The 19,806-nt window shown below is 41.8% G+C and carries 24 protein-coding genes; 17 read left to right on the top strand and 7 right to left on the bottom strand.

The genetic code is table 11. The annotated features are described in order from the left end of the window. The first annotated feature begins 52 nt into the window (after positions 1 to 52). On the top strand, positions 53 to 1,879 hold the full coding sequence (typA, locus tag IR135_RS00755; RefSeq protein ID WP_135095804.1) for a translational GTPase TypA: 1,827 nt from the start codon (positions 53 to 55) through the stop codon (positions 1,877 to 1,879). A gap of 24 nt (positions 1,880 to 1,903) precedes the next feature. Then, positions 1,904 to 2,278, top strand: coding sequence for a YlaH-like family protein (locus IR135_RS00750; protein ID WP_228063366.1), 375 nt, complete (start codon positions 1,904 to 1,906; stop codon positions 2,276 to 2,278). Positions 2,279 to 2,310: 32 nt separating this feature from the next. On the opposite strand, the gene IR135_RS00745 is transcribed toward IR135_RS00750, so the two are convergent. After that, positions 2,311 to 2,796, bottom strand: coding sequence for a hypothetical protein (locus tag IR135_RS00745; protein ID WP_135095802.1), 486 nt, complete (start codon positions 2,794 to 2,796; stop codon positions 2,311 to 2,313). A 155-nt stretch (positions 2,797 to 2,951) separates the two neighbouring features. Here IR135_RS00745 and IR135_RS00740 point away from each other — a divergent pair, with 155 nt between their 5' ends. Continuing rightward, positions 2,952 to 3,242: a YlaN family protein gene (locus IR135_RS00740; protein WP_115885696.1), complete on the top strand. Its 291-nt coding sequence runs from the start codon at positions 2,952 to 2,954 to the stop codon at positions 3,240 to 3,242. Between the two features lie 39 nt (positions 3,243 to 3,281). Beyond that, positions 3,282 to 4,466, top strand: coding sequence for an FtsW/RodA/SpoVE family cell cycle protein (locus IR135_RS00735; protein WP_135095800.1), 1,185 nt, complete (start codon positions 3,282 to 3,284; stop codon positions 4,464 to 4,466). 48 nt (positions 4,467 to 4,514) lie between these two features. Here IR135_RS00735 and IR135_RS00730 read toward each other — a convergent pair whose 3' ends face one another. Both IR135_RS00730 and IR135_RS00725 read right to left on the bottom strand, forming a co-directional pair. Continuing rightward, positions 4,515 to 5,516 (bottom strand): cation diffusion facilitator family transporter, encoded by a 1,002-nt coding sequence (locus IR135_RS00730; RefSeq protein WP_135095798.1) that lies wholly within the window; start codon positions 5,514 to 5,516, stop codon positions 4,515 to 4,517. Between the two features lie 130 nt (positions 5,517 to 5,646). Then, the gene (locus IR135_RS00725) at positions 5,647 to 6,546 is read right to left on the bottom strand and encodes a heme A synthase (protein ID WP_341345124.1); all 900 of its coding nucleotides are present in this window, start codon (positions 6,544 to 6,546) and stop codon (positions 5,647 to 5,649) included. 318 nt (positions 6,547 to 6,864) lie between these two features. On the opposite strand from IR135_RS00725, the gene cyoE reads away from it, so the two are divergent. From cyoE to IR135_RS00690, 7 genes are all read left to right on the top strand, one after another. Then, positions 6,865 to 7,785 carry a heme o synthase gene (gene cyoE, locus IR135_RS00720; RefSeq protein WP_135095796.1) on the top strand — a complete coding sequence of 307 codons (921 nt, stop codon included), beginning with the start codon at positions 6,865 to 6,867 and terminating at the stop codon, positions 7,783 to 7,785. Between the two features lie 30 nt (positions 7,786 to 7,815). Beyond that, the gene (gene coxB / locus IR135_RS00715) at positions 7,816 to 8,949 is read left to right on the top strand and encodes a cytochrome c oxidase subunit II (protein WP_135095794.1); all 1,134 of its coding nucleotides are present in this window, start codon (positions 7,816 to 7,818) and stop codon (positions 8,947 to 8,949) included. Between the two features lie 2 nt (positions 8,950 to 8,951). Next, positions 8,952 to 10,871, top strand: a complete 1,920-nt coding sequence (ctaD, locus tag IR135_RS00710) for a cytochrome c oxidase subunit I (protein ID WP_135095792.1) — start codon at positions 8,952 to 8,954, stop codon at positions 10,869 to 10,871. Beyond that, positions 10,871 to 11,497, top strand: a complete 627-nt coding sequence (locus tag IR135_RS00705; protein ID WP_135095790.1) for a cytochrome (ubi)quinol oxidase subunit III — start codon at positions 10,871 to 10,873, stop codon at positions 11,495 to 11,497. Before ctaD ends, IR135_RS00705 begins: the two co-directional genes overlap by 1 nt. Continuing rightward, positions 11,498 to 11,839, top strand: a complete 342-nt coding sequence (locus IR135_RS00700; protein WP_135095788.1) for a cytochrome C oxidase subunit IV family protein — start codon at positions 11,498 to 11,500, stop codon at positions 11,837 to 11,839. Between the two features lie 139 nt (positions 11,840 to 11,978). Next, complete coding sequence (gene ctaG / locus IR135_RS00695) at positions 11,979 to 12,938, top strand: cytochrome c oxidase assembly factor CtaG (protein WP_135095786.1); 960 nt, start codon at positions 11,979 to 11,981, stop codon at positions 12,936 to 12,938. Positions 12,939 to 12,955: 17 nt separating this feature from the next. Continuing rightward, a complete protein-coding gene (locus tag IR135_RS00690; RefSeq protein ID WP_369890088.1) occupies positions 12,956 to 13,411 on the top strand; it encodes a DUF420 domain-containing protein in 456 nt (151 codons plus the stop codon). A gap of 62 nt (positions 13,412 to 13,473) precedes the next feature. Here IR135_RS00690 and IR135_RS00685 read toward each other — a convergent pair whose 3' ends face one another. Further along, positions 13,474 to 13,836 (bottom strand): YugN family protein, encoded by a 363-nt coding sequence (locus IR135_RS00685; protein WP_135095783.1) that lies wholly within the window; start codon positions 13,834 to 13,836, stop codon positions 13,474 to 13,476. A 126-nt stretch (positions 13,837 to 13,962) separates the two neighbouring features. Between IR135_RS00685 and IR135_RS00680 the strand changes: the two genes are divergently transcribed. Beyond that, positions 13,963 to 14,400: a YlbF family regulator gene (locus IR135_RS00680; protein WP_135095781.1), complete on the top strand. Its 438-nt coding sequence runs from the start codon at positions 13,963 to 13,965 to the stop codon at positions 14,398 to 14,400. A gap of 662 nt (positions 14,401 to 15,062) precedes the next feature. Here IR135_RS00680 and IR135_RS00675 read toward each other — a convergent pair. Continuing rightward, on the bottom strand, positions 15,063 to 15,983 hold the full coding sequence (locus IR135_RS00675) for a glycerophosphodiester phosphodiesterase (RefSeq protein ID WP_135095779.1): 921 nt from the start codon (positions 15,981 to 15,983) through the stop codon (positions 15,063 to 15,065). Between the two features lie 87 nt (positions 15,984 to 16,070). Between IR135_RS00675 and IR135_RS00670 the strand changes: the two genes are divergently transcribed. Then, complete coding sequence (locus tag IR135_RS00670) at positions 16,071 to 16,334, top strand: YlbG family protein (protein WP_135095777.1); 264 nt, start codon at positions 16,071 to 16,073, stop codon at positions 16,332 to 16,334. On the opposite strand, the gene IR135_RS00665 is transcribed toward IR135_RS00670, so the two are convergent. Next, positions 16,335 to 16,706: a hypothetical protein gene (locus IR135_RS00665; RefSeq protein ID WP_135095775.1), complete on the bottom strand. Its 372-nt coding sequence runs from the start codon at positions 16,704 to 16,706 to the stop codon at positions 16,335 to 16,337. A 26-nt stretch (positions 16,707 to 16,732) separates the two neighbouring features. Between IR135_RS00665 and rsmD the strand changes: the two genes are divergently transcribed. Both rsmD and coaD read left to right on the top strand, forming a co-directional pair. Beyond that, positions 16,733 to 17,305 carry a 16S rRNA (guanine(966)-N(2))-methyltransferase RsmD gene (rsmD, locus tag IR135_RS00660; RefSeq protein WP_115885711.1) on the top strand — a complete coding sequence of 191 codons (573 nt, stop codon included), beginning with the start codon at positions 16,733 to 16,735 and terminating at the stop codon, positions 17,303 to 17,305. A gap of 9 nt (positions 17,306 to 17,314) precedes the next feature. Continuing rightward, on the top strand, positions 17,315 to 17,806 hold the full coding sequence (coaD, locus tag IR135_RS00655; protein WP_135095773.1) for a pantetheine-phosphate adenylyltransferase: 492 nt from the start codon (positions 17,315 to 17,317) through the stop codon (positions 17,804 to 17,806). Here coaD and IR135_RS00650 read toward each other — a convergent pair. Next, the gene (locus IR135_RS00650) at positions 17,793 to 18,926 is read right to left on the bottom strand and encodes a nucleotidyltransferase (RefSeq protein WP_135095771.1); all 1,134 of its coding nucleotides are present in this window, start codon (positions 18,924 to 18,926) and stop codon (positions 17,793 to 17,795) included. The two genes, coaD and IR135_RS00650, sit on opposite strands and share 14 nt — an antisense overlap. A gap of 136 nt (positions 18,927 to 19,062) precedes the next feature. Between IR135_RS00650 and IR135_RS00645 the strand changes: the two genes are divergently transcribed. Both IR135_RS00645 and rpmF read left to right on the top strand, forming a co-directional pair. Beyond that, positions 19,063 to 19,584 (top strand): YceD family protein, encoded by a 522-nt coding sequence (locus IR135_RS00645; RefSeq protein ID WP_135095768.1) that lies wholly within the window; start codon positions 19,063 to 19,065, stop codon positions 19,582 to 19,584. Next, the gene (gene rpmF, locus IR135_RS00640) at positions 19,584 to 19,757 is read left to right on the top strand and encodes a 50S ribosomal protein L32 (protein WP_035807975.1); all 174 of its coding nucleotides are present in this window, start codon (positions 19,584 to 19,586) and stop codon (positions 19,755 to 19,757) included. Before IR135_RS00645 ends, rpmF begins: the two co-directional genes overlap by 1 nt. Positions 19,758 to 19,806: the final 49 nt, after the last annotated feature.

The raw sequence follows: 19,806 nt of genomic DNA, 5'->3' as shown, positions 1-19,806 counted from the left end.
TGGTATACTGTTACGGTTATAAAGATATTCTATATACGAAGGGAAAATCCTCTTGATGAACCTGAGAGAAAACATTAGAAACATAGCAATTATTGCACACGTAGACCATGGTAAAACGACATTAGTAGACCAGCTTTTAAAACAGTCTGGTATTTTCCGTGAAAATGAACACGTTGAAGAACGTGCCATGGACTCGAATGATATTGAACGTGAACGCGGGATCACAATACTGGCGAAAAATACAGCGATTGATTACAAAGATACGCGTATAAATATTTTAGATACACCGGGCCACGCTGACTTCGGCGGAGAAGTAGAACGTATTATGAAAATGGTTGACGGGGTAATCCTCGTTGTCGATGCATATGAAGGTACGATGCCTCAGACGCGTTTTGTTCTTAAAAAAGCTTTGGAGCAAAACTTAAAACCGGTAGTAGTAGTTAATAAAATTGATAAACCGAGTGCGCGCCCTGAAGAAGTAGTGGACGATGTGCTTGAACTCTTTATCGAACTTGATGCCAACGACGAACAGCTTGAATTCCCTGTTGTCTATGCATCTGCAATGAACGGTACAGCAAGCCGCGAACCAGGTGAGCAGGAGGAAAACATGCAATCCATTTACGAAACTATCGTAGACTATGTTCCTGCACCGGTAGACAACAGCGACGAGCCGCTTCAATTCCAGGTATCATTACTGGATTACAACGATTACGTTGGACGTATCGGAATCGGACGCGTTTTCCGCGGAACGATTAACGTTGGTGAAACAGTTTCATTAATTAAAATCGACGGCACAATTAAAAACTTCAGAGTATCGAAAATTTTCGGTTTCCTTGGACTTAACCGGGTAGAAATTGAAAGTGCGAAAGCGGGAGACCTTATCGCAATCAGCGGTATGGAGGATATTAACGTCGGTGAAACGATTACGCCTACAGATGCTCAGGAAGCACTGCCGGTTCTTCATGTTGACGAACCGACATTGCAGATGACGTTTGCTGTTAACAACTCGCCGTTTGCGGGACGCGAAGGCAAGCACGTTACAGCAAGAAAAATTGAAGAGCGTTTGAATCTTCAATTAGAAACAGATGTATCACTGCGTGTAGACCCGACAGACCAGCCGGATGCCTGGAGAGTTTCAGGACGCGGTGAGCTTCACTTATCGATTCTTATTGAAAACTTAAGACGCGAAGGATTTGAACTTCAGGTATCAAAACCGGAAGTTATCATCCGTGAAATTGACGGTGTTCAATGTGAACCGTTCGAACGTGTACAAATTGACGTACACGAAGAAAATACTGGCAGTATTATCGAATCTATGGGTACACGTAAAGGTGAGATGCTCGACATGGTCACAACAGGCAATGGACAGACCCGTCTGACATTCCTGATTCCTGCGCGCGGACTTATCGGCTACCGTACAGAATTCATGTCGATGACACGCGGCTACGGTATTATTAACCATACTTTCGAAGAGTACCGCCCACTGGTTAAAGGACGCATCGGAGGCAGAAGAAACGGAGTTCTTGTTTCAATTGATAAAGGTGCTGCGAGCACGTACTCAATTCTTGCACTTGAAGGACGCGGAACGAACTTTATGGAACCTGGTACTGAAGTATACGAAGGTATGATTGTCGGAGAGAACTCACGCGAAAATGACCTTGCCGTTAATATTACTAAAGTGAAAGCTGCCAACAATATTCGTTCAGCAACTAAAGAGCAGACAACTACAATGAAAAAACCGAGATCACTGACTCTTGAAGAAGCACTTGAGTATATTAACGAAGACGAACTTGTGGAGATTACTCCGGAAACAGTTCGCATGCGCAAGAAAATTTTAGAGAAAAATGCACGTGAAAAAGCGTATAAAAAAAGTAAGTAATAAAAGCGAAGTGGAGTGAGGCAGTTGTTTAATCCTCTCATTCTCCTGAACGCCGAAAGTGGTGCAGGTCTGACGGAACGGCTCACTTTTTTCGGGAGACTATATGGTCTGGATTCCAATCCTGAAACCGGTATGTGGTATTTATTCATTACAATTTTTGTCTTGTGTGCTATCGTATATCAATTGGGATTTGCCCGCAAAGTTAAGCTGTGGCAAACAGTTGTTATTTATATACTGATGTTTTTCGGTGTAATATTTCTGACCTTTTTCGGTGCGTTTTATCCCGTGGCTGAATGTTTAATTGTTATTGCAATCATACTCGCAGGCTACAGATACAGACTGCATAAGGAAAGAAAAGAAGGCAACATTGCACAGCCGAAAGGCCCGCCGGTTAAATAGAAAATCCGCGAACTTAAAGTTCGCGGATTTTTTTATTTAAATTCTATTTTGGTAACATAAATGAGACGGTCCTGTTCAACGCCGTCGTCGCCGACAACCAGCAAATCAAATAAACCATCTTCGTGCAGGCGTTTGCCATTATTAGAAAAATGGGCATAAAATGTTTCGCGGTCTTTGTATTGAAGTTCTGTTTCACCGCCGTTATGTACAAACACAATCTTCGCATCTTCATCTTCATAAGCTTCTGCATATTCTAGAAAAGGTGCTAAACCGATAACAAAAGAACTTTCGAGCAGTTCTCTTTTTTTATGTTTCTTTTCAGATTTAAGCGTGGGCGGCTTTGTTTCTCCTTCAATAATTTGACGGTTCCATTCGGTTTCGTCATTGAATGTAATCTCTTCTCCGTCTTCCTTTTGTGCCAGTAAATCTTCTAATTTGATTTTACGGTCATCGAATATCCAGGTCGAAGGATCAAGAGTAATCTGGTACCGTACATTTCCAGTAAGTTGAATTATCATTAATATCGCTCCCTTTGCTTAGAAATTATAGCAAAGTTTACGATAAAATTATACAATGGAGTAGTAAACATTTACTATTGCATCTTCGGATGTTGCTTGCTTTTTTACGATTGTTAGGATAAAATTTTATGAAGAGTGAATGAGGGGGGAACCGCGTGTCTGCTGAAAAACAACTGAGCAAACTTGCTTATAATCAATTGGATAAAGACGCTGACAGAATTCTCCAGCTAATCGAAGTTCAAATGGAAAATTTAACGATGCCCCAGTGCCCTGTGTTTGAAGAAGTGCTGGATACACAAATGTTCGGCTTATCGAAAGAAATAAATTTTGCAGTAAGACTTGGTTTAGTTGATGCACAAGACGGCCGTGATATTCTGGATCACCTTGAAGTTGAAGTATCCAAAGTACACGAAGCATATATGGAAAAAGAAAAGAATCAAGTCTAAAGAATATTTCTTTAGACTTTTTTAAATGAGGGAACAGCCGTGCAATTTATAAGAAATTTCTTCAACTATGTTAAGTCGTATTCCAAATACGTGGATTTTTTAATACTAATCGCATATGTTGCACTGTCACTCATTGGACTTGTTATGGTTTACAGTGCGAGTATGGTGCCCGCGCAGATGAACGAGGGCAACTCTGAATACTATTACATTAGACACCTGATGTTTATTTTGCTTGGTTTTAGCATCGTCTTTTTTATGACGTATTTTATGAGCGGAAACTTTTTTAAAATGAAAGGTGTCCAGCTCATTATGCTGGCGGGAATTGTACTGCTGCTTTTAATTACAATGTTTTTCGGTACGGAAATCAACGGGCAGCGCAACTGGATCAGAATCGGCGGATTCGGTCTGCAATCTTCCGAATTTTTTAAAGTCACAGCAATTTTGTATCTGGCTTACATATACTCGAAACGTGAAAAACGTATCGACAGCGACGAACTGACAAGTATTATTCCGCTGGTATTCATACTGGTTATCTCCGGTATGGTCATGATTAATGACTTCGGTACCTGGATGGTTACTGCTGCGATTATTCTCAGTATGTTTTTATATATCCGCATCCCGCTTAAAGTCATAGGCTGGGCAATGGCACTCGGCACGGCAACACTCGGTGTCATCGCCGGGATACTTTATCTCGTTAACGGCTCAGTGCTGTCGCCGTATCAGATGCACCGTATTGAAACATTTTTCCATCCGTTTAATGATCCGATGGGAACAGGTTACCAGCTGACGAACTCGCTTATTGCGATTTCACACGGCGGGCTGTTTGGTACAGGTATCGGCAACGGTATAATTAAACTCGGTTATCTGCCTGAACCGCATACAGACTTTATCATGGCAGTTATCGCTGAAGAACTCGGACTCGTGGGTGTACTGCTTGTCGTAATATTGTATTTGATTATTATCGTCAAAGCATTGATGTACGCCCACCGGTCGACCGACACGTTTTACAGGATTATATGTATCGGGGTGGCCATGTACATCACGGTCCAGGTATTTATAAATGTCGGCGGAATCTCAAAAATTATTCCGCTGACGGGGGTGCCGCTGCCGTTCCTAAGCTACGGGGGATCATCCTTCCTCAGTGTATCGATTGCGGTTGGACTGCTCACCATTGCAGCGAAACACGTTAAACAGAAAGAAATTGAACTGAAAAATAAATACTGACAGTAAACCCTCCGGTCTTAAATCCGGAGGGTTTGTTAATTTATATTCTTATTTCTTTTGTGATTTCCTGTCCATTTGATTTTGAGTCACCGGCCAGGATCTCTTGCCGTCGTCGACTTCGAATTCCATATTCACGTCGGTAACATGACTTTGCTTCAGTATCAGCGCCTCAATGTCATCGCGGAGTTCATTCGTGTAGGCAACGGTCAGATCGGGAGCGATCTCAGCGATGACTTCCACGTGCAGAGCATCTCCTTCTTTCAGCACGATGAGTTTTTGAATATCTTTAACTTCATCGTTTTTCAGAACGATTTGTGAAATGCGCTGTTCCATATGAGGGTCGCTTTCTCCGAGCACACCCGCTGCATTTTCCATAAATACTCTGTAGACGATGTAGAACATCATGAGACCGATTAAGACCGATGCAATTCCTTCCGCCTGCAGAAGTCCTGTAAACCGTCCGATCAGTATAGCGATAATTGCGAGGAAGGCTCCGGCAGTTGCTACAGTGTCTTCTAAAAATACAAGTTTAGTTGCAGGTTTTGCACTGTTGATATGCTTGTAGCTTAAAGTCAGCGGTTTAAGACCGTCAAACGGCTGACCCGCCTGCTGCAGCAATTCTTTGCCGGCTTTATAAAGGACACTTCCTTCCAGCATCATTGAGATTGTGAGAACGCCAATATTTACTAGCAGCAGAGTGGTTTCGGTCTGTGCAGGGAGAGGTTCGATTATATGATGTATGCCTTCCTTTACAGTTTCGTAAGAGAGTATCGCTACGATAATTATCGCAAACAGACAGACGAGGTTCACCAGTCTGCCAAAGCCGAATGGAAACCTTTTAGTCGGTGCTTTTTTTGAAAGGCTTGAACCGGTAAAAACAAAAAGCTGGTTCACGCCGTCTCCGAAAGAGTGCATCATCTCGGCGAACATGGCAACATTTGCCGTGAATAGAAATGCAAGACCTTTCAGACCTGCCAGAATAAAATTTACAACAGCTGCAGTAAGCGAGGCCATACTGCCTTGTTTAAGTAATGCAAATATATCTTTCAATGCACATCCTCTCCTTTCATCAAATATAAGTATTAATAATATGAATACCCGAAATGCAGCGTGTATATGTCACAGGATAAAAAAACCGTCAGCCGTAATGGCTGGCGGGATTTAAATCTGCTTATTATTTTTAATCTTTATTTCTCGATAACAGCATAATGAAGTAGCAGAGCACTCCGAACAAGAGAGTAATAAACAGTGCGTGGAACAGTGCAATGAAAATATTTACCATTGTAAATACAGACAGCATGCCTGTAATCACCTGCAGAATCAGCAGTACAAATGCAGTAATCCAGCATTTTTTAATAAGCGGAGAATCACTGTATTTACGCAGTACATGGATGAGTATAAGCAGCATCCATATTGCGAGTATGCCGACTAAAAATCTGTGTCCCATCTGGACCGACTGATAAAAGTTCTCAGGCATTATTTCGCCCGGCATACAGTGCGGCCATTCAGTACATGCAAGCGAAGAGTCAGTGTGTCTGACTAATGCTCCGCTGTAAATAACAATATATATGTAAATTGTTATCAGTATCGTGTTATATCTTAAAAATGGACTGACATAAATTTTACGTTCATGCTGTCCGTGTGAGACTTCAAAAATAAGCAGTGTTAAAAGAAATACTGCAGCGAAGCAAATTAATGAAATACCAAAATGAGCTGCGAGAACGAAGTCGCCTTCCCAGATGCCGATTACAGCTGCTGCACCAATCAGTGACTGGATCAGTATAAAGCTCAGTGACAGGTAAATAAGGAATTTAGCTTCCCGGACATGTCCAATCTGTTTCCAGGCCATATATCCCAGTATTAATAGGAAGATAATAGCAACACCTGAAACTCCGCGGTGTGCGAGCTCGATAATTGTATCGAGCGGCCAGTCTTTTGGAATGAGCTGTCCGTGACAAAGCGGCCAGGTCTCTCCGCAGCCGTCTTCGGAACCGGTTTTTGTAACAAGTGCGCCGCCGATCTGGACAAAGACCATAATCAGTGTCGTAATAATCGCTACAATTTTTAAATTTCTGTACAAATAGAACACCTCTAATAATCGCGTTTCTGTTCGCTATACAAATAATAAATATATATTAGAATACCGTTCTTTGCAATGTGCAAAGTTTTGAATAGCTCTTAACAATTTATAAAACTATGGTAAAATTAACTAGTGTAGAGATTGATACCATACTCATCTGAGTATAAAACAGATTCCGTATCATAATGAGGCATATTGATGAATAATTCATGAACAATGCAAAAAGTAACATTTTTATTTCAAATATGTATAGAAAATGTGACCGGGATAATCTATTATTAAAGATAAATGTGTTTGTTTATGAAAGGGGGCGTATAGATGCACAGTGATGTATACCAGCAAGAGGTACATCAAACGGCACGCAGTAAAAAACTGAAAGCAGTTAAAACACTCATCAAGGATGGCATAATTAAAGCGAACTTAATACCTGCGTTTGCAGCGAGCTTTCTTGCTGTTATGTATTATAGCATTTCGTTTTTCGAAGCGATTCCTGTCATGCTGTTGATGCTCCTAGGTACTACACTAGTCATCGGAGGCGTTTGTGCCCTTAACAATTTCTATGACAGAGATATTGACCGGCTGATGAAATCGAAACAGGCAAGACCGAGTATTGATGGAACATTTTCAGGCAAAGAAATTCTTGCAATCGGATTTACGATGCTGGGATTTGGCCTCGCAATGCTGTTTTTAATCAATACGACTGTCGGAGTTCTAGGGTTAACCGCAGCATTCGGTTACGCAGTTGTATATTCCATTTTTGCCAAACGACATCTTGTCTCAAACACAATTATAGGGGCAATCCCCGGAGCAATGCCTCCGCTAATTGGCTGGGCAGTTTTTGAACCCAATCTACATATATTAGCGTGGTCGATGTTCCTCGTAATGTTCTTATGGCAAATGCCTCACTTCTATGCACTGGCTATAAGACGGAGCGATGAATACAAAGAGGCGGGTATTCCAATGCTGCCTTCTGTGAAAGGGAATGTTCGCACTAGAAACTCGATTATTTTTTGGGTGTCACTTCTTTTGTTCACACCACTTATGATGTTTGAACTTGGTACGTGGTTTGTTGCATTGACAGCCGCACTTAATGTGGTCTGGTTTTATTTAAGTGTTAATCAGTTCAAACGGATTACGGACTATAATCGCTATGCCGGGCGAATATTTGTCTTTTCACTCAACTACGTCGTGATATTTTTCGTCATGATTATCGTAGCCGGCTTACTTGTGAATATTTAAAAAGTAAATGAATGAAAGAGGGGTCTAACAATGAATTTAAGTTTTCTTAAAGGTAAGGCATTATTATTAGTTTCTGCTCTTACTCTTTTCCTTGCCGGTTGCGGTACGAATGAATTAAGTACCTTAAGACCTGCAGGAGAAGTCGGACGCGAACAGTTCAATTTAATGATTTTATCAATCATCATTATGCTGCTTGTTATCGCAGTAGTTGTTGTCTTGTTCACAATCGCAGTAACGAAGAGCCGCAGAAGTAAAAAAGGTGAGGATTTCGAACCGAAAGAAGTTGCAGGTAACCACACGCTTGAAGTTATCTGGACATCGATTCCAATTCTTCTGCTTATTGTATTAGCAATTCCAACAGTTTATTTTGTATTTAAACAGGCAGATACTGAAGCTATGACAGATGCTGACGGCAATGTAAACGCCGAAGAAACAGTAATTAACGTCAGAGCATACCAGTACTGGTGGGAATTCGAATATCCAAACGAAGAAGTTGTTACAGCTCAGGAACTCGTAGTTCCTACTGACCAAAAAGTTTACTTCAACCTGCAGGGTGCGGATGTTAAACACTCATTCTGGGTGCCGGCAGCCGGAGGTAAAATGGATACCAACATCGATGGTATCAACAGCTTCTACTTAGTATTCGACGACGATAAATCCCAGGACGCAGACCGTTTATTCTACGGTAAATGTGCTGAGCTCTGCGGACCGTCGCACGCCTTAATGGACTTTAAAGTAAAAGCCTTGCCTGAAGAAGAGTACGATCAGTGGCTTGCAGATATGAAAGCAGTTGAAGAACCTGTACAGGCTTCATCTGAAGATGCACAGCGCGGAGAGGAAATTTTCAATAACTCATGTATGGGCTGTCACGCCGCTACACCGACAAGTCCGGGAGCTATGGGTCCTAACTTAACGAACTTCGGTGACCGTGAGTTAATCGCCGGTTATTTAGAACATGACCAGGAAAATCTTGAAGCATGGATTAAAGACCCTGAGTCATTCAAACCGGATAACAAAATGGCAGGCACTTACGAATTAACTGACGAAGAAATTGAAGCAGTAGCATCTTACTTAATGGAGCTTAAAGTTGAAGAAGATTCCGGCGATGTATCGCAATTAAGAGAGCCTGCTGCCGATGAAGAGTCAGAAGAGGGGGGTAACTAGTAATGTCCGAAGCAACAGCAAAAAAACGTGGTTTTGGTGCAACGATTTGGGAATACATGACAACCGTTGACCATAAGAAAATTGGTATTCTGTATTTGATTGCTGGGGGATTATTCTTCGCAATGGGCGGTATAGAAGCAATGCTGATTCGTCTTCAGCTGGCAGTGCCGAACAACGACTTCCTTTCAGCAGGTCTGTTTAACGAAGTTATTACGATGCACGGTACAACAATGATATTCTTAGCAGCGATGCCGCTATTATTCGCGTTCATGAACGTTATAGTACCACTTCAAATTGGTGCACGTGACATGGCTTTCCCATTCATGAACGCACTGGGTGTCTGGTTGTTTATCCTGGGTGGTATCTTCCTTAACTTATCATGGTTTATGGGCGGAGCACCGGATGCGGGCTGGACAAGTTACGCATCACTGTCAATTGCATCACCTGGCCACGGTATTGATTTCTATGCACTGGGTCTGCAAATTACCGGTGCAGGAACATTGATGACAGGAATCAACTTTGTAACAACTATTATTACGATGAGAGCACCAGGTATGACATATATGAGAATGCCGCTCTTTACATGGACTGCACTTGTTGCAGGTGTTCTGATCGTCTTTGCATTCCCGCCGTTAACAGTAGGTCTTTTCCTGTTAATCTTTGACCGTATGTTCGGTTCCAACTTCTTCCTTGTAGAAGCTGGAGGTAACACGATTATCTGGGAACACTTATTCTGGATCTTCGGTCACCCGGAAGTTTACATTCTAATCCTTCCGGCGTTCGGGATATTCTCTGAAATATTCGCAACATTTGCTCGTAAACGTCTATTCGGTTACTCAGCAATGGTATTCGCAACAGTGCTTATCGGTTTCTTCGGATTCATGGTATGGGCACACCACATGTTTACAGTTGGTCTCGGGCCGACAGCCAACGCAATTTTCGCCTTGGCAACAATGGCAATCGCAGTACCGACAGGTATTAAAATATTTAACTGGATCTTTACAATCTGGGGCGGAAGCATAGAGTTTACAACACCTATGATGTACGCACTTGGATTTATTCCATCCTTCGTTATGGGTGGGGTAACAGGAATTATGCAGGCAGTTGCTCCAGCTGACTATCAGTACCATGACTCATACTTTATCGTAGCTCACTTCCACTATGTAATCGTCGGCGGGGTAGTGTTCGCCTTACTTGCAGGACTTCACTACTACTGGCCGGTAATATTCGGCACGATGCTGAGTGATAAACTTGGTAAAGTAGAATTCTGGCTGTTCTTTGTAGGTTTCCATCTGACATTCCTGATTCAGCACTTCTTAGGATTATGGGGAATGCCGCGCCGGGTATTCACTTACCTCGACGGACAGGGCTACAATGCAGCAAACTTAATATCAACCATCGGTGCTCTCTTGATGGCAGCAGCGGTTATTGTTTTAGTGATTAACATCATCATGACAGTTGCTAAAAATCAAAAAGTGGGCCGCGACCCTTGGGGCGACGGACGTACACTTGAGTGGTCAATACCGCTTCCAGTACCGTATTACAACTATGCACAGATTCCTTTAGTACGCGGACTTGATGCATTCTGGATTGAGAAAAAAGAAGGTAACGGAAAAATGCTTCCGGCGGAATCGGTTGAAGATTTCCATATGCCGAACAACTCAATCATTCCGTTTGTAATGTCACTTGGTCTGTTCATCGCTTCATTCGGTGCTCTGTACTTTGCTTCAGGTAAAGAATGGGCAATCGATGCAGTAGCAGATTTACCAGTAAAACCATGGGCATTCTGGTTACTTGTAATCGGACTTGCAATTACATTTATCTCAATGATTACACGTTCATTTAAAGATGACCTTGGCTATTATGTAACGAAAGAAGAAATATTAAGAGATCTTGAAGAAGAAGAAAGGGGTGCTAAGTAATGGCTGAAATGAAATATAATGTCCCTAACGAACAGTGGCCTGAGCACCCGGAGACAGCAACACACGAAGGTAGAAATAAATTCGTCGGTTTCTGGACTTTCTTAGCAGGAGAGACAGTATTATTCGCATCATTATTCGCAACTTACATGGCATTGAAAGACAGCGTGCCAAGTTCGGATCATATGCTTGCAGCTGATTTGTTCCACCTTGAACTTGCATTTGTCATGACGATGTTATTACTTACATCGTCCCTGACGAGTGTATACGCGGTGTATCACATGCGTAATAATAACTTCAGTAAAATGCAGTTATGGCTAGCTATTACAGTACTTCTTGGTGCAGGATTCTTAGCACTTGAAATTTACGAGTTCTATGAATATGTTCACCTTGGACATACTTTCAGATCTAGCGCCTTCGGTAGTGCATTCTATATTCTGATCGGTACTCACGGTTTCCACGTAATTATCGGTCTGATCTGGATTACAGGTCTGATTATCCGTAACGCAACGCGCGGTTTATCAGTATATACAGCAGCTAAAGTGAATACAGCAGCGCTGTACTGGCACTTCATCGACGTTGTGTGGGTATTCATCTTCACAATCGTTTACTTGTTAGGAGTGATATAAATGGCTGATTTACAAGAGAAACCAATGACAGAAACTCAGCTGAGAAATCTTCGACGCCAGCGTACAAAAGAAATGCGCCTGCAGCTTACAGGATTTTCATTTATGATTTTTTTAACATTCATAGCATTTGGTATGGTTGCACTGGAATTTGATCCAACGTTCATCATGGGAAGCGTAATGCTGTTCGCATTCATTCAAGTTGTACTGCAGTTCTACTACTTCATGCACATGAAAGATAAAGGGCATGATTTTGCTAAACTGTTTATGATTGTAGGAATGTATTTCGCAATTGCTTTCTGTGTAACATTCATTTATATCGTATGGATCGGTCAGCCGATCTAATACAAAAAGAGATGATCTCGTTCTGAGGTCATCTTTTTTTTGGTCAATAGTTTGTCACTTTGTGTGTTTTTATCGTCTTGAGTTATGATAATAATAAATTTATACTAGAGATAATAAGGTTAAATTTAAGGTGGTAGGTATGGGAAATATAACTTCAATTAAAATTTTCGGTTTTATGGCTAACTGGAGTCCCTTTTTTATGGCTTTCGTTATTCTTGTTACGGCAGTCTTCTTCCTTGTGACCACGAGATGGTATAAGGAATTTGAAGGTGGACGACCGCTGACGAGTCGAGAAGGGGCACTCTTTGCAGTCAATATGATTTTACTGTATGCAATGTACGGCTCGCCAGTCGACTTATTAAGTCATATATTATTTACATTCCACATGTTGCAGATGGCTTTTGTATTATTCTTAATTGCACCGCTGATGTATTTTAGCGTGCCGGCTTATCTGCAGAAATATATCGTTTCATTGCCGGTAATCGGTCCGGTGCTGAGATTAGGTGCGAAAAAACCTTTAATCTCACTGATGCTGCTTATCGCTGCATTTTCAATTTATCATTTACCCGTCGTTATGGATAACTTAAAAATGAGTGCAACTCTTCATACATTAGTACTCGCAGTAATGTTCCTGACAGCTTTAATGGCGTTTTACCCGATGTTCAACAAAGTTGAACCTGAAGAAGAGCATATGGGCGGATTGTTTAAACTGCTTTATATTTTTGGAATCGGAGCTTTTGTTACTCCGGCATGTGCACTGATTATTTTCTCAAGCACACCAATTTATGCTACTTTTACAGAAGGTGAAGCGTGGTTAAGTGCGATGGAGTTATGCGTACCTTCAGGTATTCTTGACAGTATTTCCGGAGCAGGGATGATTTCCGGACCGGAATACTTTACAAATTCAACGCCTTTGAATGACCAGCAGACAGGCGGTATTATAATGAAAGTACTGCAGGAAGTATTTTTCGGAGTAATGCTCGCTCACATATTCTTTAAATGGTTCAATGAAGAACGCAGAGATGCAAATCAGATTACAGAACGTGCCCTGGCAAAAGCACAGGCGCAAAAAGAAATGGACAACCGGTTTAGAGCATAGGAGGAAAAATTTTGGACATATATTTTATCCTGCCCACACTCAGTACATCATTTATCGTACTGAGCGCGATATTTATGGGTATTGGAGTTTATCATATTAAAAAAGGGCACGTGCTGAAGCATGAGAAATTCATGACACTCGCTGCATGGTCGGCGTTAACATTTTTCGTTATTTATATATCGAAAACTGTATTCCTTGGAAACACTCAATTTGGCGGACCTGAATCGCTTGAAATTTACTATGTAATTTTTCTTGTCAGCCATATTATTCTGGCTACTACGGGAGGGATTTTCGGAGGAATCCAAGTGTTCACCGGCAAGAAAAACAAACTGCGCCAGCACAGAAAATTCGGTATGACAGCAGCGACAATCTGGTTCTTCACTGCAGTGACAGGTATCATGGTCTATATCATACTTTATATTTTATATCCGGGCGGAGAAACGACCGGTCTGTGGGATGCAATATTCCATTAGGATTAATAAAAACCTCTTACAAATTACTGTAAGAGGTTTTATTATGTAGCAGCTGCTGTAAATTAAACGCCCGCAACTGCAGTCAGTTCTTTACTGATTGTTCTGATTTTGCTGATCGCATGTTCAACGATGCGTTCAGGGAATACTTCATCGCTGCCGTATTCGATACCAGTCGGGTAGTAATGTTTCCCCATATAAGGATCCATTAACTGTAATGTTGCATTATTTGCACCGACATCACCGTCTACTGCATATCCAGGAAAACGTAAGTAATAAATACCTTCAGGAATTTCGTATTTATAATCGAAAGTCATACGCTCGTAATCCCAACTGCCGCCAAGAACACAACCATTGTGGTTCATAATTTCCTGCAGTGAGCCTTGTGGAATGACTACATTTTCAATACCTGAGTTTTCAAAAACCATCATTTTGCCCCCTATCATTTATCCATTACCCTAATTTTAATCTATTACAATACAGGTTGCAAATGGTATTTATCATATAGTAACAAATGTGTCTATATGATAAAATGGTTAAGGAGAGGTGATTATATGACAGCAATTATGGATTTTGAAATTTTGGATTCACTAGACTCTCTAAACGATATGGTTACTGAGACAGAAGAATATAAAAACTACTGTAATTATAAAACACTCTTGGATACAGATGATGAAGTCAGAGGCATGATTAAACACTTTGCGCGTTTAAAAGAGAACTTTATCGACGTTGAACGCTTTGGTAAATATCACCCTGATTTCAGCACGAAACGAAAAGAGATCAACCAGTATAAAAAAGCCTTGGACATGCATCCGATTATAATGGAGTACCGGAGAGCGGAATTTCAGCTGCAGTCGCTGCTGGATGAAATACTCTTTATTATAGGGCAGTCAGTCAGTCCCCATGCAAATATCGTCAGCAGTAATCCATTTTTCTCAAACAGTTCAAACAGCGGCTGTGCAACAGGCGGAAGCTGCGGCTGCGCAGGCTAATATAAATTTAACTTCAAAACACGGTTCCTCTTGGGAACTGTGTTTTTTTATTGGAGAGAGTAGGATTGTGGGGTTGGAGTTAGCATGAGCTCCGTTCATGCCAATCCCAGCTGCTGCGGATACACTTGATACTTTGTCATGCAAACCCCAGAGCATCCGGATACATATGATCTTCAGTCATGCCAACCCCAGGGACTGCGGATACACATGATCTCCTGTCATTCAAACCCCAGAGACTGCGGATACACATGATCTCCTGTCATTCAAACCCCAGGGACTCCGGATACATATGAATTCCAGTCATGCCAACCCCAGAGACTGCGGATACACATGATCTCCTGTCATTCAAACCCCAGGGACTCCGGATACATATGAATTCCAGTCATGCCAACCCCAGAGACTGCGGATACACATGATCTCCTGTCATTCAAACCCCAGGGACTCCGGATACATATGAATTCCAGTCATGCCAACCCCAGAGACTCCGGATACATATGATCTCCTGTCATTCAAACCCCAGGGATTCCGGATACATATGAACTTCTGTCACGCCAACCCCAGAGACTCCGGATACATATGATCTCCGGTCATCCCAACCCCAGTCCCAGCACCTCCATCCGCCCACAAAAAAAGACCCGCATTTCTGCAGGTCTTTTGCATCATTAGTATCTGTTTTTTAACAGGTGATAGCTGATGTCCGGATAGTCGGTTACGATAGTATGCGCACCTTTTTGGATGAGTTCATCCATTTTATCCATCTTGTTGATGTTCCAGTATCCTACTGCAATGTTCAGACTCGTTAAGTGCTCGATAAAACGTCTTGTATCTAAACGAATACCGTTGTATTCTGTCGGAATCTGGAAGGTGTCCGCCGCCGGTTCATACATATGACCGAATCCTGCGCGGTGCAGGAAGTACGCACGGCTGACCTGATCGACACCCGCGCCGAGCGCAACAGTATCTTCTGCATACAGATTAAACTGCTTAATCTGTGAATCGTGGAAACTTGTTACGAGTACGCGGTCTTCAGCGCCGAGCTCGGTAATTAAACGGTAGAGCAGGCTTGGAATAAGACTGCCTGAATATGTGTCGGGGTCATCTTTAATATCGATATTGATTAGTTTGCCCGGATATTCTTCAATCAATTCGCGCAGAGTAACAATTTTTGCTTTGTCGTGTCCGCGGTAGGGGTGATTGCCTTCGACATCGGTAAAGTGATAACCGAAATCAAGGTCTTTTAAGTCATCGAGTGTTAAATTGCTGACTTTCCCTGCACCGTTTGATGTTCTGTCTACATAGGCATCGTGAAAAACGACAATTTCTTCATCTTTTGTCAGACGGATATCAATTTCGAATCCTTCCACATCGAATTCCGATGCTTTGTCAAACGCGATGCGTGTGTGTTCAGGTGCAAGTCCCATACCGCCGCGGTGTGCGAAAATGTACGGTGAACGCTGTTTGAAGTATGGTTTGATATCGCGCACTTTCGTTTCTTTCATTAACTTTGTACCTGCCCATAGGCCGAGTGTCAGACCGGTAGCAACACCGACTGCTGTTACCATTCTTTTAAAACAATTTGCCATGTTGGAAACCTCCATGAGATATTCATTTAAAAAACATATAAGATATATGTTATTATGATTCTAAAGATTTAGATAGGTGGTCAGTCAATGTTAGTTAACCGACTTGGTATATATGTTTATTTTAAACAAAATAAATTCATTCGACAATTGAAACGGCACGGACATTTAATTTATGTGAATAAATCTAAGAAATATGTCCTTTTGTATATCGATGAAGCCGATTTGGATAAGACGCTCAGAGACCTCGGCAAACTGAAGTTTGTTACCGATATCGTTTTGAGTGAATATCCGAATATCAAACGCGAATATCATACTGAAGATAAAGAAAAAGAAGATTACCGTCTTATTTAATTAAGTCATTGGCAGAATCAGATGATTTAATCTTAAAATTCCGGTTAGATACTGGTAGAACTGTTCGCGTTCATAAAACTCTTCCGGTGATTTTGTTGAAAACTCGACGATGTTCAAGTTTTTCTCCTCACACCATGACTTTATCAGCTGATACTTTTTACCCTGGCCGTCATTATAGACGATGCCGTTGTAGATAGTGTATATCGCCTGCAGGTTTTGTTCAACAGGTTTCATAACCAAGAGAAATGTCGCAGGTGTTTTGTCGTTGTTGAGAAATATTGCATGCTGAACACGTTCGTGATTATAGTCGATCAGTGCCTGCAATTCAAATATTTCGTGGTAACCTTCACCCATCGTGATGAATTTTTGCATATAATCAGCTCCTATCAATATAATATATGACCAGAGAGCCAAATGAAAGGGCAATACTTATGAGAATTATCAGCGGGAAATATAAAGCAAAGAAACTGCATACTTTAAAATCAAATGATACACGGCCTACAAGCGACAAAGTGCGCGAAAGTGTCTTCAGTATGCTTGGAGATATAGAGGGGAGCGTACTGGACCTTTTTGGCGGCACAGGCGGGCTTGCAATCGAAGCGCTGAGCCGGGGAGCTGACAAAGCGATGATTATCGACGGTGCAGGAGATGCTATTAAAATTATTAAAGAGAATACGCGTGACCTGGATGAACCGGTAGAAATCTTCCGCAATGATTACCGCAGAGCCTTAAAAGCGATGGCGAAACGGGACAAGTCATTTGATCTGATCTTTCTAGATCCGCCTTATAATAAGAAACTGATCGATAAAAGTCTAGAACTGATATTAGAATATAAGCTTTTGAAAGAAGGCGGCAGAATTGTCGCGGAGGCGGGCAAAAATGAAAATTTTGCCCATCCGGGATTTGAAATCACAAAAGAAAATGACTACGGTTCGATTAAAATATGGCTGCTTAGCAAAGAGAGAAAGTAGGGGAGCATTTTGACTAAGAATAAAATAGCGGTAGTACCGGGAAGTTTTGACCCGATTACCTACGGGCATCTGGATATTATAGAGCGTGCCTGTAAAATTTTTGACAAGGTATACGTTTCTGTTTTAAGAAATTCTTCAAAAAAGGGGTTATTTTCACCTGAAGAACGCATCGAGCTGATTTCAGGAGTGACGAAGCATCTGGACAATGTTGAAGTAGTGCAGTTTGACGGACTGCTGATTGACTTCTGCCAGCAAGTCGAAGCGGATGCCATTATCAGGGGCTTGCGTGCGGTCAGCGACTTCGAATACGAAATGCAGCTGACGAGTATGAACAGAAAGCTCGACAGCCAGATTGAAACGATGTATATAATGACTAACAACAACTATTCATTTATTTCATCATCGATCGTTAAAGAAGTTGCGAAATACGGAGGCAAGATTGAAGATATCGTCCCGCCGCTCATTGAAGATGCTTTAAAAGAAAAATTTAAGGAACAATAATTACCGGTGTATTGAAATCATTTTTCCGGCATCCGGTAAATGTGTTATACACTTCCGTGGCCGTCACTTCATGTGACACGAGGCTGCGGTTTTTTTTATTGACGTTCGTAATAATTTCTGCAGGACCGAGCGATCTTAAATACTGCTGTCCATTTTTAGTCATGCCGAGGATGCGGACGCTATCGGTCAGCTTGTACTGCTTCATCACTTCATCAGTAATATTCAAGAGGATGGAAATCATCAGTCTGCTGAGTCTTGTCCATGTGTAGCGTTTTGTTTTAACGGCTGATAAAAATTCAGCATAGCTGTCGGCTTTCTTTATTTTATCCTTCAGCCGGTATTCGAGCCCTTCGGTCATCATATATATCTTTTTAAGATCTTCCGGTGAACGGGTTAAAATAAGCGTTTTTAAGGTCAGGAAAAAGTCTTCATTAGAAGCGAGATGACCTTCTGTCATTTTGTCGATAAGACTTTCAGGCATAAAATTTCCCGCCTTTTCATTATTGCCGCTGAAAAGTGCGGCACGAAGACTCGTTGCGCTGGAAAATTCGGTGCTGGATAAGGCTGCGTCGCTGTATTTGTTACCGATTCGTTTTATCGTGTCCGGTCTTATAGACGACTTTAAATCGTTAAGTGCGTTAATATAAGCGATGCCGAGCGTATCGTTCGGTGACGAAAGAAAGGTATTATGAGCAAGCGAGCTTACTGCGCGCGGGTAGCTGTACCCCTGTTTCAGCAGTTTGTGGAACTCGGGTGAATCTTCGAGCAGTTTGGATTCACGGGCAGCGCTGATTAATGAATCGATGCTGCCTGACTCGCTGCCAAAGACGAGGTCGGTCGCGCCGAGCTTCTCAGCAATGTGCACGCCGCCCCGGGCAAAATCATCGGCAGAACTCACCGCGTTTAACAGCGGCAATTCAGCGACGAGATCCACATGTTCAAGCGCGGCCTCAGTCCGCGTAAACTTATCTGTAATTGCGATTTCGCCGCGCTGGGTAAAGTTTCCTGACATAATCGCAACAGTTACATCGGGCTCCGTGAGTTCTTTTGCTTTCTCAATATGATAAATATGCCCGTTATGAAATGGGTTGTACTCCGTAATTAATGCTAAAATTTTCATACATAAACCCCCGATAAATGTTATACTAAGTGTATCAAAATATTAGACAGATTGAAGTTATTTGTTAAGAAAAAAACTTGACACTTTTTCTTTATAACTGTACAATATCTGTTGTGCTCATAAGAGGTGGAATTATATGAAATGGTCGCTTTCACAACTAAGAAAGTCTGCCAGCGAGAAATTCACTTTTAATGAAACTGTTCAGTTAGACACATTGTATGATCGTGCGGATATACTCGCTGTAGAAGATACCAGAGTCTACGGTGATATGATTTTCGGACATCATCGAGTAGATGTTGACTTGCATATATCGGCGGTTGTTAAGATGATCGACAGCCGAAGCGGTGATACTGTTAGTCTGCCTCTCGAAATACAATCTGTCGAAGTGTTTGATGAAACACTTGAAGAAGACGAAGAAATAGATGATGACAACCTGCATCCGCTGATTCATACGCTGGATTTGGAGCCGGTAGTCAGAGAGCTGTTAATCGTCAACTTACCGACAGTTTATACAGAGAGTGACGAACTACCCGGGTCATCAGGAGCAAGTGGTTGGACAGTAATGGATGAATCGGAAGCCAGCAGCCAGAAACCGGCTGTGGATCCGAGATTACAAAAACTAGAAGCTTTAAAGCTAAGCGATGAGGAGGAAAAATAATGGCAGTACCTAAAAGAAGAACATCAAAAACACGCAAAAATAAACGTCGTTCACACATGAGACTTTCACTACCAGGAATGGTAGAATGCTCTAACTGCGGTGAAACTAAATTAGCTCACCGTGTATGTAAAGAATGCGGAAGCTACAAAGGCGAAGAAGTCGTAGCTAACTAATCGTCTTATTAAAGAAAAAGCCTGAAAATCTTATTTTCTAAGATCTTCA

The organism is Jeotgalicoccus nanhaiensis (assembly GCF_015235105.1).
In the GTDB taxonomy this organism is placed as follows: domain Bacteria; phylum Bacillota; class Bacilli; order Staphylococcales; family Salinicoccaceae; genus Jeotgalicoccus; species Jeotgalicoccus nanhaiensis.
The sequence above is the reverse complement of the archived record's forward strand: the minus strand, read 5'-3'. Positions and strand labels throughout refer to the sequence as shown.

Excerpts from the sequence above, each read along its gene's own strand:
- IR135_RS00745 (WP_135095802.1), bottom strand. The coding sequence starts at position 2,796 with ATGATAATTCAACTTACTGGAAATGTACGGTACCAGATTACTCTTGAT.
- cyoE (WP_135095796.1), top strand. The coding sequence starts at position 6,865 with ATGCACAGTGATGTATACCAGCAAGAGGTACATCAAACGGCACGCAGT.
- coxB (WP_135095794.1), top strand. The coding sequence starts at position 7,816 with ATGAATTTAAGTTTTCTTAAAGGTAAGGCATTATTATTAGTTTCTGCT.
- ctaD (WP_135095792.1), top strand. The coding sequence starts at position 8,952 with ATGTCCGAAGCAACAGCAAAAAAACGTGGTTTTGGTGCAACGATTTGG.
- IR135_RS00705 (WP_135095790.1), top strand. The coding sequence starts at position 10,871 with ATGGCTGAAATGAAATATAATGTCCCTAACGAACAGTGGCCTGAGCAC.
- IR135_RS00700 (WP_135095788.1), top strand. The coding sequence starts at position 11,498 with ATGGCTGATTTACAAGAGAAACCAATGACAGAAACTCAGCTGAGAAAT.
- ctaG (WP_135095786.1), top strand. The coding sequence starts at position 11,979 with ATGGGAAATATAACTTCAATTAAAATTTTCGGTTTTATGGCTAACTGG.
- IR135_RS00685 (WP_135095783.1), bottom strand. The coding sequence starts at position 13,836 with ATGGTTTTTGAAAACTCAGGTATTGAAAATGTAGTCATTCCACAAGGC.
- IR135_RS00680 (WP_135095781.1), top strand. The coding sequence starts at position 13,963 with ATGACAGCAATTATGGATTTTGAAATTTTGGATTCACTAGACTCTCTA.
- IR135_RS00675 (WP_135095779.1), bottom strand. The coding sequence starts at position 15,983 with ATGGCAAATTGTTTTAAAAGAATGGTAACAGCAGTCGGTGTTGCTACC.
- IR135_RS00670 (WP_135095777.1), top strand. The coding sequence starts at position 16,071 with ATGTTAGTTAACCGACTTGGTATATATGTTTATTTTAAACAAAATAAA.
- IR135_RS00665 (WP_135095775.1), bottom strand. The coding sequence starts at position 16,706 with ATGCAAAAATTCATCACGATGGGTGAAGGTTACCACGAAATATTTGAA.
- rsmD (WP_115885711.1), top strand. The coding sequence starts at position 16,733 with ATGACCAGAGAGCCAAATGAAAGGGCAATACTTATGAGAATTATCAGC.
- IR135_RS00650 (WP_135095771.1), bottom strand. The coding sequence starts at position 18,926 with ATGAAAATTTTAGCATTAATTACGGAGTACAACCCATTTCATAACGGG.
- IR135_RS00645 (WP_135095768.1), top strand. The coding sequence starts at position 19,063 with ATGAAATGGTCGCTTTCACAACTAAGAAAGTCTGCCAGCGAGAAATTC.
- rpmF (WP_035807975.1), top strand. The coding sequence starts at position 19,584 with ATGGCAGTACCTAAAAGAAGAACATCAAAAACACGCAAAAATAAACGT.